The organism is Actinoplanes sp. NPDC051537 (assembly GCF_055586105.1).
The window spans coordinates 149263-161370 of sequence record NZ_JBVJIU010000004.1 but is presented as its reverse complement, the minus strand read 5'-3'; the positions used below and the strand labels follow the sequence as shown (position 1 = coordinate 161370).

The window sequence follows — 12108 nt, the reverse complement described above, 5'->3', positions numbered from 1 at the left end:
CTGTGAACTCCTCCCCACGGACTGGCAACACGGTGCAGAATATGTCAGATCTCGTCACGGTTGTCGAGGAGTGCCCGGAAACGGGAGTAGCCGTCGTCGGCCGTCGTCCCGCGCCGAGGCTCGTAGCGTGCTGGTGGCATCGAACGCGCGACCACGTTGCGTACGGCGGCGAGTGAGCTCAGCTCGCCCGCCGCACGGGCCTGGATGAGCAGGTTCCCGATCGCCGTGGCCTCCACCGGCCCGGCCAGCACCGGCCGGCCGGTCAGGTCGGCGACCAGCTGGCAGAGCAGCGGATTGGCCGCGCCGCCGCCGACGATGTGAACGACCGAGCATCGGCGACCGGCGAGCGCCTCGGCCCGGGCCAAGGTCCAGTGATGCTTGCAGGCCAGGCTGTCCAGCACGCACCGGACGATCGCCGCGTGGCTTTCCGGGACCGGCTGACCGGTAGAGCGGCAGTACCCGGCCACCGCGGCGGGCATGTCCCGCGGATCCGCGAACGCCGGATCGTCCGGATCGACCAGAGCCCGGAACTCGGGTGCGGCCTCGGCCGCGGCGGCAAGCTCCGCGTAGGACGGCGTTCCCCAGGCCGCCCGGCACCGCTGCAGCAGCCACAGGCCGGCGCCGTTGCGCAGGAAGCGGATGGTGCCGTCGACGCCGGCCTCGTTGGAGAATCCGGCCAGTCGCGCCTCTTCGGTGAGCACCGGCGCGCCGAGCTCGAGACCGACCAGCGACCAGGTGCCCGACGCGATGTAACCGAAGTCCGCGGTTCCGGCCGGGACGGCGGCGACCGCCGCGGCGGTGTCATGGCCGGCGACACTCCACAACGGGATGCCCGGGTGCGCCAGCAACCGTCCGACGCGGGCGCCGGCCGGCACGACCTCCCCGGCGAACAGGCGCCGCGGGATGCCGAGCCGATCGATGACATCCATCGCCCACGTCCGGCCGGCGACGTCGAGGAGCTGGCTCGTGCTCGCGATGGTCTGCTCGGCCACCAGCTGCCCGGTCAGCCAATAGCCGAACAGCGTGGGCATCATGGCGAGCCGATCGGCCGCTTCCAGCTGCGCCGACCCTTCCATCGCGACGAGCTGGACGGCCGTGTTGATCGGCAGTGTGGCGATGCCGGTCGTGCGGTAGAGCGCGGCCGTGCCGGCCCGTCGCTCGACCACCGCCGCGCAACTCTCCGTGCGCCGATCACGGTAGTGGTACGGATGACCCAGCAACCGGCCGTCGCGATCCAGCAGGGCGAAGTCGTTCCCCCACGCATCGATGCCAACCCCGGCAACGGTCGCCTCGCGCGGGCCGGCGACGGCCGTGGCGATGCCGGCCGACAGCTCGGCGAACAGGTTCAGCACGTCCCAGTGCAGACCGTCGGGGAGGGCAACCGGGCGGTTGGGGAAGCGGTGCGCCTCGCGTACCGCGAGCTCCCCGTCCTGCAGGTCGCCGCGTAGCACGCGACCGCTCTCGGCACCGAGGTCAACGGCCACGTAAACAGCCACATCGGAAGCCTATCGAGGTCAGACATCATATGTCTACGCCGCGAACGTCGCTCAAGATGCTGGACAGCCCCGTGGCGGCCGGGTAGACATCATATGTCTGTGGCGTCGCCCCGAGGAGTCCCCGTGATCACACCACTCGCCGTCCGATACCGCGGCGCCCACCGGCTCGACACCGGCCCGTCCATGGTCACGTCACCCGGACCGGGCGAGGTGGAGGTCGCGCCCGCCTACGTCGGCATCTGCGGGACCGATCTGCACATCTTCCATGGCGACATGGACACCCGCGTCACGACGCCGGCCGTCATCGGCCACGAGATGGCCGGACGCGTCGTCCGCGTCGGACCGGATGTCGATGACTGGCAGCCCGGCGACCCCATCACGGTCATGCCGCTGCGCTGGGACGGCACCTGTCCCGCCTGCGCGAACGGCAACCAGCACGTCTGCCAGAACCTCGACTTCCTCGGCATCGACTCTCCCGGGGCCATGCAGCAACGCTGGACCGTCCCGGCCTCGACCCTGATCCGGTTGCCCGACCGGCTGCCGCTTCGGGCGGCGGCCCTCGTGGAGCCGACGGCGGTGGCCGTGCACGACGTCGGCCGGGCCGCGGTGCGGCGGGGAGAGCGCGTGGTTGTCGTGGGCGGCGGCCCGGTCGGCATCCTGATCGCGCTGGTCGCCGGAGCGGAGGGCGCCGACGTCAGGCTCGTCGAGCTCAACGAGCATCGCCGCGGGCTCGCCGCCGACCTGGGTCTGACCACCTGGAATCCGGCGGCCGACGATGTGCCCGGCCTGGTGCGGCAATGGACCGGCGACGCGGGCGCCGATGTCTCCTTCGAGGTGTCCGGCGCCGCGTCCGGCGTGCAGACCGCCGTGGACGTCCTGGCCGTGCGTGGTCGGCTGTGCCTGGTCGCCATCCACCCCCGGCCGCGCGAGGTCAACCTGCACCGCTTCTTCTGGCGCGAGCTCACTCTGGTGGGCGCCCGCCTCTACGAGCGCGCCGACTTCGAAAAGGCCGTAGGCCTCGTCGCCGACGGCGTCATTCCCATCGGCCGGCTGATCAGCCGCGTCGTTCCCCTCGGCGACGCGCCGGCGGCGTTCGAGGCCCTGGAAGCGGGCGGCGACATCATGAAGATCCTCATCGATTGCACCAGCGCCACCCCGGGAGAAGCCGCATGATCGACTTCGACCTGACCGGCCGCCTCGCCGTGGTCACCGGCGCTCGCCGCGGCATCGGCCGGGCCATCGCCCGCGGCCTGGCCGAAGCCGGCGCCGACATCATCGGCGTCAGCGCGACCATCGAGCAGAACGGGAGCGCGGTCGAGAAGGACGTGCTCGCGACGGGACGCTCGTTCGAGGCGGTCGCCGCCGACTTCGCCGACCCCGAAACGGTCCGCGTCCTGGGTGAACGGCTGGCCGACCGGCCCGTCGACATCCTGGTCAACAACGCCGGCACGATCCGCCGCGCACCGGCCGCCGAGCACAGCGACGCCGACTGGAGCCTCGTCCTGCAAGTGAATCTGAGCGCGCAGTTCGCCCTCGCGCGGGCGGTCGGCGCCACCATGATCCGGCGCGGCGGCGGAAAGATCATCTTTACGGCGTCGTTGCTCAGCTTCCAGGGCGGCATCAACATTCCCGGCTACACGGCGGCCAAGCACGGTATCGCGGGCCTGACGAAGGCATTGGCCAACGAGTGGGCGCCGAGGGGGGTCAACGTCAACGCCGTCGCGCCCGGCTACATCGCCACCGACAACACCCAGGCACTGCGGGACGACCCGGCGCGCAACGCCGCGATCCTCGAACGGATCCCCGCGGGGCGCTGGGGGACGGCCGACGACCTTGCCGGTGCCGTCGTGTTCCTCTCGTCCGACGCCGCGAAGTACGTGAACGGCGCCGTGCTGCCGGTGGACGGCGGTTGGCTGGGCCGATGACCACCGGCATGATGCGACATCGGGCGATCTCCGGTACGGCGTGTCCAACTCCGGCCTGCTTGCCCGGGATCGACCGATGATCAGGCCCGATGCGCGGCTACGACCAGGTGAAGTAGAGCGAGTACAGGTCGCCGCCGTCGAACTTGGCCTCCGCGGACGGGGGCGGGGCGGTGCCGGCGGGCGTGATCAGCGTCCAGCCCTCGTCGCCGATCCGCTCCACGAGGGGGGCTCCCTCGCGTACGGCGTCGGCCTTGAATGCCTCCAACGCGGCCGGCGGCGCACCCAGTGCGGTGACCCACTCCGGAAACGCCGCCGTGGCGGCGCACCGCTCGCGGTAGAGGACCTCCACCGCGAGTAACGCGCCGCCGAGCCAGCTGAACACCCACAGCGCCCCGGCCCTCTCCGGCCAGTATTCGAGCGAGCTGATCCGGCCGTCGCGGTGCCGGGCGGACGGCGGGCCGAGCAGGGCCTCGACGTCCGCCGGCGTGGTCGACCGGGTCAGCGGGAGCCGGTCCGGGTGCGCGAACAGCGTGGTCCAGTGCGGCATGTCAGGCCTCCTCAGCGCCTGCACCGGACCTGGCATGCTGGTCTCTGTGGACGATCGCAATCCGGCGCTGGTTTTCGGTGAGACGGCAGAATTCTACGACCGCGTCCGCCCCGCCTACCCGGCCGAGCTGATCGATGACGTGCTGGCCTTCGCCCCGCATCCGGCGCGGGCGCTCGAGGTCGGCGCCGGCTCCGGCCGGGCGACGGCGGCGTTCGCCGCCCGGGGCGTGCCGATCACGGCGGTCGAGCCCGACCACGCGATGGCCGGCCTCCTGACCGCCCGCTGCCCCGGCGTCGAACTGTTCCGCGGCACGTTCGAGGAGTTCCGGCCGGCCGGGCGGTTCGACCTGCTCTACAGCGCCGAGGCGTGGCACTGGACCAGTCCCGGGACCCGCTGGTCGCTGGCCGCGGGCGCGCTGGCCGCGGGTGGCGCGCTGGCACTGTTCTGGAACACCGAGCGGATCGACGACCCGGCCCTGTGGGCGGCGATGCTGCGGGTCTACGCCGAGCACGCGCCGTCGGTGGTCTTCCGGGACGAGCCGAGCCACGACCTGCCCGGGGCCGGGTCCGCGTTCGGCGACCTCACCACCCGGCGCTACCACGCCCGCCGGACCGTGCCCAAGGCGGATTACCTGGGCCTGGCCCAGACCCGCTCCCAGTTCCGCATGCTCCCGGCCCCGGCCCGGGACGCGCTGATGACCGGGCTGACCCGCCTGTTCGACGACGAGATCCCGCTCGCGATCGCGACGACCCTGCAGTTGGCGCGCCGGAGCCGGTCGGGTGCGATTCAGTTAGAGCCTTGACGGTTAGAACTCTAACGTTTAGTCTTCTAACCATGGACGCACCGAAGCTCACCAGCACGCTCGACCAGATCCGCTGGATCGGCTGGGCTCAGCGCAAGGCCGGCGAGGACTGGGTCCGGGCGCGGGAGCTGAGCTTCGAGCAGGCCTTCGCGATCGGCTACCTGGTCGACAGCCCCGGCGCCAAGCAGCGCGACCTCGCCCGCATCACCCGCACCAGCGCCGCCAGCGTCTCCAGCCTGCTGCAGGGCCTCGAGCGCCGCGGCCTGGTCGAGCGCCGCACCGAGGACGGCGACGAGCGCAGCAAGCGCGTCTACGCGACCGCCGAGGGCATCGAGCTCACCTCCGGCTTCGCCACCGCGATGGCCGCCGCCGACGAGACCATCCTGGCCCCGCTCGACGACGCCGAGCGCGCCGCCCTCCACGCCCTCCTCACCAAGATCACGGCCGAGCTGCCGCAGCCGACCCGCACGTAGCCGCCGCCGAGCGCCACCCACCCGCAAGCCGCCGCCACCGCGCCGGCCCACGCCCCTCCCTTGCCCGAAATATCATGAAAGAAGTCGACAATGACCGCCGCCACCCTCGAACCGCCCGTTCAAGCCGACCCCGTCGGCACCAACCGCTGGTACCTCTCCGCCGCCCCCATCGCCCGCGCCCTGGTCCACCTCTGCGTCCCGATGGCCGCCGCGATGATCGTCGGCGCCGTCTACAACGTGATCAACGCCGGCTTCATCGGCTCCCAGCACAACACCGCCCTCCTCGCCGCGATCACCTTCGGCACCCCGCTGCTCGGCATCGTCATGGCCCTCGGCGGCGTCTTCGGCGTCGGCGGCGGCGCCCTCATCTCCCGCCTCCTGGGCGCCGCCGAGAACGACCCGGCCAAGGCCGGCGAGATCAAGCACGTCTCGTCGTTCGCCGTCTGGGGCTCGGTCATCGCCGGCGCCGTGGTCGGGGCCGCCGGCCTGCTCCTGCTGCACCCGCTGGTGTCGCTGCTGGGCGCCAACGCCGCCGCGGTCGCGGCCACCCGCTCGTACGTCGCCGTGATGCTCGCTTTCGTCCCCGTGCTCGCCGCCGCCTTCTGCCTGGAGCAGCTCGTCCGGGCCGAGGGCGCCGCGCGGCAGGCCATGATCGGCCTGATCGCCTCCACGGTCGCGAACCTGCTGTTCGACGTCCTGTTCATCCTCGTGCTGCACTGGGGCGTCGCCGGCGCGGCCCTGGCCACCGGCCTCGCGAACCTCATCACCGTGCTCTACTTCGCCTTCTGGCTGCAGCGCAACAGCGAGCACGTGAGCCTGGCCCCGCGCTGGTTCACCCTCTCCCCCGCCGTCGTGAAGCCCGTCTTCGGCGTCGGCTCCGGCGAGCTGCTCCAGTCCGCCTTCATGATCGTCACGGTGCTGGTGCTGAACAACCTCGCGGCCGGCTACGGCGACGGCCCGCTCGCGGCCATGGGCGTCGCGGTCCGCATCGCCCAGGTGCCCGAGTTCCTGGTCATGGGCGTCACCATCGGCGTGCTGCCGTTGCTCGCCTACTCGTACGGCAAGGGCGACCGCACCCGCCTCACCGCCGCCCTGCGCGGCTCGGCGATCACCGTCGGCGCCATCGTGCTGATCTTCTCGGGTTCCGTGTTTCTGTTCCGCGAGCAGGTCCTCACCGCGTTCTCGGCCGACCACTCGGTGCTGTCGATCGGCGTCACGGTGCTGGCCGCGCAGCTGGTCGCGACCGTGGTCAACGGGTTCACCGGCCTGATCACGTCGCTGTTCCAGGCCACCGGGCGGGCGATGCCGGCGATCGTGATGTCGATGTCGCAGGGCATCCTGTTCATCCCGATCGTGCTGGTGGGCAACCTCTGGTTCGGGCTGTCCGGCATCATCTGGGCGCTGACCGTCACCGAGATCATCGTGTTCCTGATCGGCGCCGGGCTGTGGCTCGCCTCCCGCCGCGCCATCGACCGCGGCCTGGCCGAGGGCAGCCCCGAGCGGGCCGAGGAGGCCCTCAGCGAATGAACCGCACCTCCGGGAAGGCGGCGCTCGGTCCTCGGAGCAGGCGCTGCCGCCGGTTGCGCAGGTGCAGATCGAAGAACGCCAGGGGGTACGCCCGCTGGATGCGCACCGCTCGACCGGGATCGAGCGTGCCGACCCACCCGGCGAGGTCTTCCGGGCTCATGCCGGTGATCGCCGCGAGGGGCGGGACCAGCCACTGCGAGTCGGTGTACGACCCGTGCGCGGCCCCGCAGGCCCGGACGTTGAGCCGCCACCCGCCCAGCAGCTGCCAGAACTCCTCGACGGCCGGCGCCTCGGCCCGGTCGAACTCGGCCGTCATCAGCATGAACGGCCGGTCGATCGCCACCGGCCGCGGCACCGACTCCATCGGCCCGTCGAAGCTCAGCCCGGCCCGGATCCGCGGGTCGATGTTCATCGCCAGCGCCGTGGCCGTGGCGCCCTTCGACCAGCCGAACATCCCGATCCGGCCGAGGTCGAGGGCGGCGCCGAGCCCGGCCGGGAGGTGCCGGTTGGTGAGCTCATCCAGGACGAAGAGCATGTCGTGTGCGGAGTCCCAGGGCGTGAACGAGTCCTCGGTCGGCACCGCCACCCGCCCGTCCGGGAACTCGACGTACCCGTCGCCGGTGTGGTCCACGGTCACCACCGCGTAGCCGTGACTGGCCAGCTCCTGCACCACGACGGTCGTGTCTTCCCGGCAGCTGCCGGCGCCGTGCGAGTAGAGAACCACCGGCAGCCGATCCCGTGCCCGCAGCACCGGGGCGTTCCGGTGGCCGGCCGTCAGCGGCGGCGCCGCGGCATCGCCGATGCCGACCCCTTCGAGCAGGGCGTGCCACGCGGCCGCGGGCATCCAGGGCGCCACCGGAGAACGGGCGGCGGCGGCGGGATACCAGACGCTCGCCATCAGCTCGCGACCGTTCGGGCCGCCGGTCAGGTGCAGGTCGACGGTGCCGACCCGGTACGGGCCGGTGGGTCGGGGCATCGTGAGCCGCGACGAGGATGCCGTGGCCCGGCCGGCGCCCAGTGGCACGGCGACTCCGGTCGCGACGGCGGCGGCGATGAGGTGGCGGCGGGTCACCATCAGCTGTCCTCCGTGGTGGTCTCGACCCGCGCGATGAGCTGCTTGAGCCGGCGGATCTCCTCGGCGAGCGCGGCGTTCCCGGCCTCGGTCAGCGTGATCCACGTGCGGCCGCGCTTGCCCTCGTAGCCCTTCTCGACCCCGACCAGGCCGGCCGTCTCGAGCACGCCGAGGTGCTGGGAGAGGTTCCCGGCGGTCAACTGCAGGTGGGTGCGCAGATAGCCGAACTCGACCCGGCGCGCCTCGTGGGCGATGGTGAGGATCCCCAGCCGTACGCGCTGATGCACCACCTCGTCGAGGCCCCGGCTCGGGTGGGTGTCCGGGCTGGTCATCGCTGCCGCCGCCGGGCCAGCGCGAAGCCGATGGCGCCCAGCAGCAGCACCGTGCCGTCGATGACCTGCTGCGGGAGGAACGTGGTGTGGACGTCGTAGGCGTGGCCCCAGCCGAAGTCGACCGGCGTCAGCGCCACCACCAGGTAGACGGCGGTGAACACGGCCAGCGCCACGTTGCGCTCGAGCCACGCGAGCACGAGCAGCGCGACGCCCATCGTGCCCCAGGGTGACACCAGGCGATCGAGGAACAGGATCCAGCCGGCGGTCGGCGGCGCGTTCTCCGAGACCGGATGGTGGCTGAGGTAGACGCGCACCGCGATGGCGGCGGCGATGAACACGAGGACCAGCGCGGCCCCGGTGATCACATAGGGCAGCACGCGCGCGCCCAGCCCTCGCGACCGGGCGACCCGAACATACAAAAAGGCGATCACCGCGTACGCGATGAACAGCGCCGGGGGCCAGAACCACACCATGCCGACCCGGTCGAACGAGCAGGACTCCCCGCCGCCGGCCACGGCATGGCAGTCGGTCTTCAGCAGGAACCAGTCGACGGGAATGGCCAGGAAGGTCACCGCGGCCAGGATCAGCAGCGTGACCCAGGTGAGCCGCTGGTCGGCGCGCACCTGACGGGCGAGGCTGCGCGCGTCGGCCAGCAGCTCACGCGGGTCACCGACGGAGTCAGTAGTCATGCCAATAGGTTTCCATTACAAACCTATTGGCGCAAGTAACAAATCCGGAACGAAGACTGGCCGCGAGCCCGGCAAGGTTCGGTCGGGCGGTCGCCGGCAGCGCACCGAGCCAGGGTTCAGTCAGTCAGCGCCGGATAGGCGGGGGTCAGCTCGGTCCACCGCTCCTTCCACGGCGCGGGCGTCTGCCCGGCGAGATAGGCCGCGAGGTCCTCGATGTGGGCCTGCCATCCGGCGCCGTGGAAGTGGGCATGGCCGGCGGGGAGGCCACGCTCCTCGACGACCAGCCGGGTCTTGTCGCCCTCGGCCGTGAGCATCGCCTCGATGACCGTCTCGTCCGGCGTGCCCGGCTCCATCGTGAGCAGCAGCCGGTACGGCCGCTCGCACACGTCGACCCGGCCCGGCCCGTCCCAGCTGCTGGTGAACGTCGCATGGAACGTTCCACCGAGGGCGAGGTCGCCGGAGAACTCGCCGATCCAGTTCCGCAGCCGCGCGGGGTCGGTGATCGCCGACCAGAGATTGTCGATGCCGGTGTCGTAGAGGTCCTCGACCCGGACCGCACCCCGCCCATCGGGCATGTGGCGCAGGCTGCCCAGCACGCGGGTTCCTTCGATAGTCATGACTGACCTTCCTGATCGGGTCGCACCCGGGCGACTTCGGCGTGGAGGGCGGTGAGCCGGTGCTGCCACAGGTCGCGGTAGCGCCCGAGCCAGGCGTCGAGATCGGCGAGCGCCTCCGGCCGCAGCGAGTAGACCCGCCGCTGCGCGTCCTGCCGCACGCCGACGAGGCCCGCCTCGCGCAGCACCCGCAGGTGCCGCGACACCCCGGGCCGGGCGATCGGCAGCAGCTCGGCCAGCTCGTTCACCGTCGCCGGCCGATCCACCAGAGCATCCAGAACGGTCCGCCGATGGGGATCCGCGATCGCATGCAATACCGCATCCACGGCTCGAATGTACCCGATCAGTTACGTACCCATCAAGGTACATTTGAAAGACGCCGGAGCCGGGCCCGCCACGGATGATCCGGATGGACCAGCCCGAGCGTCGCGTCCAGCCACCCGCGTTCGGCCCGGGACATCAACGGCAACGCCCCGGCGAAGTCGGCCTCGTCCTTGTCCCGCGCGTGCCGGATCCCAGGCCCAGGTCTGGTGCGACTCGCCGGCCAGCGCCGCGGCCGTCATCGGCACCAGGACGCCCTCGCCCGCCGGCACCCAGAAGTCGAGCTCGGGAAACCGCGGCGGCAGCAGCGCGAAGTGCGCGGCCGGCCACGCGTCCCACGCATCGACGTCGGGCTGTTCCACGACGCCCACCCTATCGACGGGCGGTCCTCGGCGGTCAGATGCGGAACGTGGCGACCAGGCCGCTCAGCTCGGTGGACATGCGGGCGAGCTCGGAGGTGGCCTGCTGGGTCTCGGTCACGCCCTGGCTGGTCATCCGGGCCGCCTCGGCCACGCCGGTGATGTTCTGGGCGATCTCGCCGGTGCCCCCGGCCGCCTCGGCGACGCTGCGGTTCATCTCGGCGGTGGTGGCGGTCTGCTCCTCCACCGCCGAGGCGATCGTGGTCTGGAACTCGCTGATCCGCTCGATGACGATCGAGATCTCCTCGATGGCGGCGACCGCGCCGCTGGTGTCGGCCTGGATCGCCTGCACCCGCCGGGAGATGTCCTCGGTGGCCCGGGCGGTCTCCTGGGCGAGGTCCTTGACCTCGGAGGCGACCACGGCGAAACCCTTGCCCAGCTCGCCGGCGCGGGCGGCCTCGATGGTGGCGTTGAGGGCGAGCAGGTTGGTCTGCTCGGCGATCGCGGTGATCGTCTTGATCACGTTGCCGATCTCGGCCGAGGAGTCGCCGAGCTTGTTCATGGTCGCCGAGGTGCCGGCGGTGAGGGTGACCGCCTCGGACGCGACCCGGGCGGCCTCGGCGGCGTTCTGCGAGATCTCCCGGATCGAGGCGCCCATCTGCTCGCTGCCCGAGGACACCGTCTCGACGCTGCGGGAGACCTGCTCGGCGGCGGCCGACACGGCCAGCGCCTGGCTCGAGGTCTCCTCCGCCGACGCGGCGATGCTGGCGGCGGTGCCGCTCATCTGCTCGGAGGCGCCGGCCAGCGACGTCGCGGACCCCTCGATCGTCATGATCGTCCGCCGCAGCCGGGTCAGGGCGGTGTCCAGCGACTGGGCCATCCGGCCGGGCTCGTCGCGGGTGGCGAGGCCGGTGCTGCGGGTCAGGTCGCCGTCGGCGAGCCCGTCGCACACGTACGTGACCTTCGTCAGCGACCCCACGATCTTGCGGGCGACGACGAAGCCGACCAGCAGGGCGAGGACCAGGCCGACGGTCAGCGTGATGATCGCGGTGGTCCGGCTGGACTCGTAGCCGGACTTCGCCGCGGCCGCGTTCTTAGCCGCGTCGGCGGTCTCCATGCCGTCGACGGTCGTGAGCGTCGCGAAGATCTTCGTAAGCACCGGAAGCGACGAGTGGTCGCGGATCGAGGCCCACTCGGCCAGCGCATTGCGGTTTCCGGCGGGGATCAGTTGATTCGTGGCGATGTCGGCGTAGGCGTTCCACTCGGTCTGCAACTCGTCGATCACCGCGCCGTCCGCCGCCGGCTTACTGGCGCGGTAAGCGGCCATCGCCGCTTTGAACGATTCCAGGTCGGCCGTGAACGCATCAGCGAACTTCTTGGTCGAGGCCGCGTCGACGGACAGTGCCTGGTTGGCGGTGTCCACCCGAGCCTGCAGCACGACGGCCTTCACCTGGCTCACCGCCTTGATGCTGCTGACGTTGCTGCTGTAGATCAGCTGAGCCGAGTTGCTGGCCTCCTTCAACGAAAGCAGCCCGAGAATCCCGACGATCAGCGCGACGAGGGCCGCGGTCCCCACCGCCGCGAGCACCTTCACGCTGACGCTGAGATCGGCGAACGACGGCCGCCGAGCCCCGGACCCGGCCTCCGTTGCGGCCGGTACGGTGATCACGGCCATAACCGCCCCTTTTCCGGAAAGTCAGATTTATTCGGCAAACGACGGCGTCACCCCACTATGCGAGAGTGGTGCCGCACGGTGTCGCTATTTCGACGGATCCATCGCTCATCGCCCAAAAGTCGGATGACGCCCTGCCCGTCCGCCCCCGCGCCCCAGCAGCCCCACCCACCTCACTCCGTCCGATGTGGATGCTCGGGCTCGCGCCCCGATGGGCCACGGCTGACGCACGCTGTCCCGAGGTCGGCGGCACCCGGCTCGCGCAACTGTCACGCGCAA

13 protein-coding genes are annotated in these 12108 nt (G+C 71.5%); 5 read left to right on the top strand and 8 right to left on the bottom strand.

Annotated features, from left to right (window positions below; all coding sequences use genetic code 11):
- Positions 1 to 44 precede the first annotated feature (44 nt).
- Positions 45 to 1496: a rhamnulokinase gene (locus ACZ6TB_RS10450; RefSeq protein ID WP_465552842.1), complete on the bottom strand. Its 1452-nt coding sequence runs from the start codon at positions 1494 to 1496 to the stop codon at positions 45 to 47.
- Positions 1497 to 1619: 123 nt separating this feature from the next.
- Between ACZ6TB_RS10450 and ACZ6TB_RS10445 the strand changes: the two genes are divergently transcribed.
- On the top strand, positions 1620 to 2669 hold the full coding sequence (locus ACZ6TB_RS10445) for a zinc-dependent alcohol dehydrogenase (protein WP_465552840.1): 1050 nt from the start codon (positions 1620 to 1622) through the stop codon (positions 2667 to 2669).
- Positions 2666 to 3421, top strand: coding sequence for an SDR family oxidoreductase (locus ACZ6TB_RS10440; protein ID WP_465552838.1), 756 nt, complete (start codon positions 2666 to 2668; stop codon positions 3419 to 3421). The genes ACZ6TB_RS10445 and ACZ6TB_RS10440 overlap by 4 nt, the downstream gene beginning before the upstream one ends.
- A gap of 97 nt (positions 3422 to 3518) precedes the next feature.
- Here ACZ6TB_RS10440 and ACZ6TB_RS10435 read toward each other — a convergent pair whose 3' ends face one another.
- The gene (locus tag ACZ6TB_RS10435; protein ID WP_465552836.1) at positions 3519 to 3968 is read right to left on the bottom strand and encodes a hypothetical protein; all 450 of its coding nucleotides are present in this window, start codon (positions 3966 to 3968) and stop codon (positions 3519 to 3521) included.
- A 46-nt stretch (positions 3969 to 4014) separates the two neighbouring features.
- Here ACZ6TB_RS10435 and ACZ6TB_RS10430 point away from each other — a divergent pair, with 46 nt between their 5' ends.
- From ACZ6TB_RS10430 to ACZ6TB_RS10420, 3 genes are all read left to right on the top strand, one after another.
- On the top strand, positions 4015 to 4770 hold the full coding sequence (locus ACZ6TB_RS10430; RefSeq protein ID WP_465552834.1) for a class I SAM-dependent methyltransferase: 756 nt from the start codon (positions 4015 to 4017) through the stop codon (positions 4768 to 4770).
- A gap of 32 nt (positions 4771 to 4802) precedes the next feature.
- Entirely contained in the window at positions 4803 to 5243 is a 441-nt protein-coding gene (locus ACZ6TB_RS10425) for a MarR family winged helix-turn-helix transcriptional regulator (RefSeq protein ID WP_465552832.1), read from the top strand.
- A 90-nt stretch (positions 5244 to 5333) separates the two neighbouring features.
- Positions 5334 to 6770, top strand: a complete 1437-nt coding sequence (locus ACZ6TB_RS10420) for an MATE family efflux transporter (RefSeq protein ID WP_465552830.1) — start codon at positions 5334 to 5336, stop codon at positions 6768 to 6770.
- Here ACZ6TB_RS10420 and ACZ6TB_RS10415 read toward each other — a convergent pair.
- The 6 genes from ACZ6TB_RS10415 to ACZ6TB_RS10390 form a co-directional block, all read right to left on the bottom strand.
- Positions 6760 to 7845, bottom strand: a complete 1086-nt coding sequence (locus tag ACZ6TB_RS10415; protein WP_465552828.1) for an alpha/beta hydrolase family protein — start codon at positions 7843 to 7845, stop codon at positions 6760 to 6762. The two genes, ACZ6TB_RS10420 and ACZ6TB_RS10415, sit on opposite strands and share 11 nt — an antisense overlap.
- Positions 7845 to 8174: a transcriptional regulator gene (locus ACZ6TB_RS10410; RefSeq protein WP_465552826.1), complete on the bottom strand. Its 330-nt coding sequence runs from the start codon at positions 8172 to 8174 to the stop codon at positions 7845 to 7847. Before ACZ6TB_RS10410 ends, ACZ6TB_RS10415 begins: the two co-directional genes overlap by 1 nt.
- Positions 8171 to 8863, bottom strand: a complete 693-nt coding sequence (locus ACZ6TB_RS10405; RefSeq protein WP_465552825.1) for a hypothetical protein — start codon at positions 8861 to 8863, stop codon at positions 8171 to 8173. The genes ACZ6TB_RS10410 and ACZ6TB_RS10405 overlap by 4 nt, the downstream gene beginning before the upstream one ends.
- Before the next feature lie 116 nt (positions 8864 to 8979).
- On the bottom strand, positions 8980 to 9480 hold the full coding sequence (locus ACZ6TB_RS10400) for an SRPBCC family protein (protein ID WP_465552823.1): 501 nt from the start codon (positions 9478 to 9480) through the stop codon (positions 8980 to 8982).
- Positions 9477 to 9803: an ArsR/SmtB family transcription factor gene (locus tag ACZ6TB_RS10395; RefSeq protein WP_465552821.1), complete on the bottom strand. Its 327-nt coding sequence runs from the start codon at positions 9801 to 9803 to the stop codon at positions 9477 to 9479. The genes ACZ6TB_RS10400 and ACZ6TB_RS10395 overlap by 4 nt, the downstream gene beginning before the upstream one ends.
- A gap of 391 nt (positions 9804 to 10194) precedes the next feature.
- Positions 10195 to 11832: a methyl-accepting chemotaxis protein gene (locus ACZ6TB_RS10390; protein ID WP_465552819.1), complete on the bottom strand. Its 1638-nt coding sequence runs from the start codon at positions 11830 to 11832 to the stop codon at positions 10195 to 10197.
- Between the last annotated feature and the right edge of the window lie 276 nt (positions 11833 to 12108).

Coding starts and splice junctions, on each gene's coding strand:
- ACZ6TB_RS10440 (WP_465552838.1), top strand. CDS start 2,666: ATGATCGACTTCGACCTGACCGGCCGCCTCGCCGTGGTCACCGGCGCT.
- ACZ6TB_RS10435 (WP_465552836.1), bottom strand. CDS start 3,968: ATGCCGCACTGGACCACGCTGTTCGCGCACCCGGACCGGCTCCCGCTG.
- ACZ6TB_RS10425 (WP_465552832.1), top strand. CDS start 4,803: ATGGACGCACCGAAGCTCACCAGCACGCTCGACCAGATCCGCTGGATC.
- ACZ6TB_RS10420 (WP_465552830.1), top strand. CDS start 5,334: ATGACCGCCGCCACCCTCGAACCGCCCGTTCAAGCCGACCCCGTCGGC.
- ACZ6TB_RS10415 (WP_465552828.1), bottom strand. CDS start 7,845: ATGGTGACCCGCCGCCACCTCATCGCCGCCGCCGTCGCGACCGGAGTC.
- ACZ6TB_RS10410 (WP_465552826.1), bottom strand. CDS start 8,174: ATGACCAGCCCGGACACCCACCCGAGCCGGGGCCTCGACGAGGTGGTG.
- ACZ6TB_RS10405 (WP_465552825.1), bottom strand. CDS start 8,863: ATGACTACTGACTCCGTCGGTGACCCGCGTGAGCTGCTGGCCGACGCG.
- ACZ6TB_RS10400 (WP_465552823.1), bottom strand. CDS start 9,480: ATGACTATCGAAGGAACCCGCGTGCTGGGCAGCCTGCGCCACATGCCC.
- ACZ6TB_RS10390 (WP_465552819.1), bottom strand. CDS start 11,832: ATGGCCGTGATCACCGTACCGGCCGCAACGGAGGCCGGGTCCGGGGCT.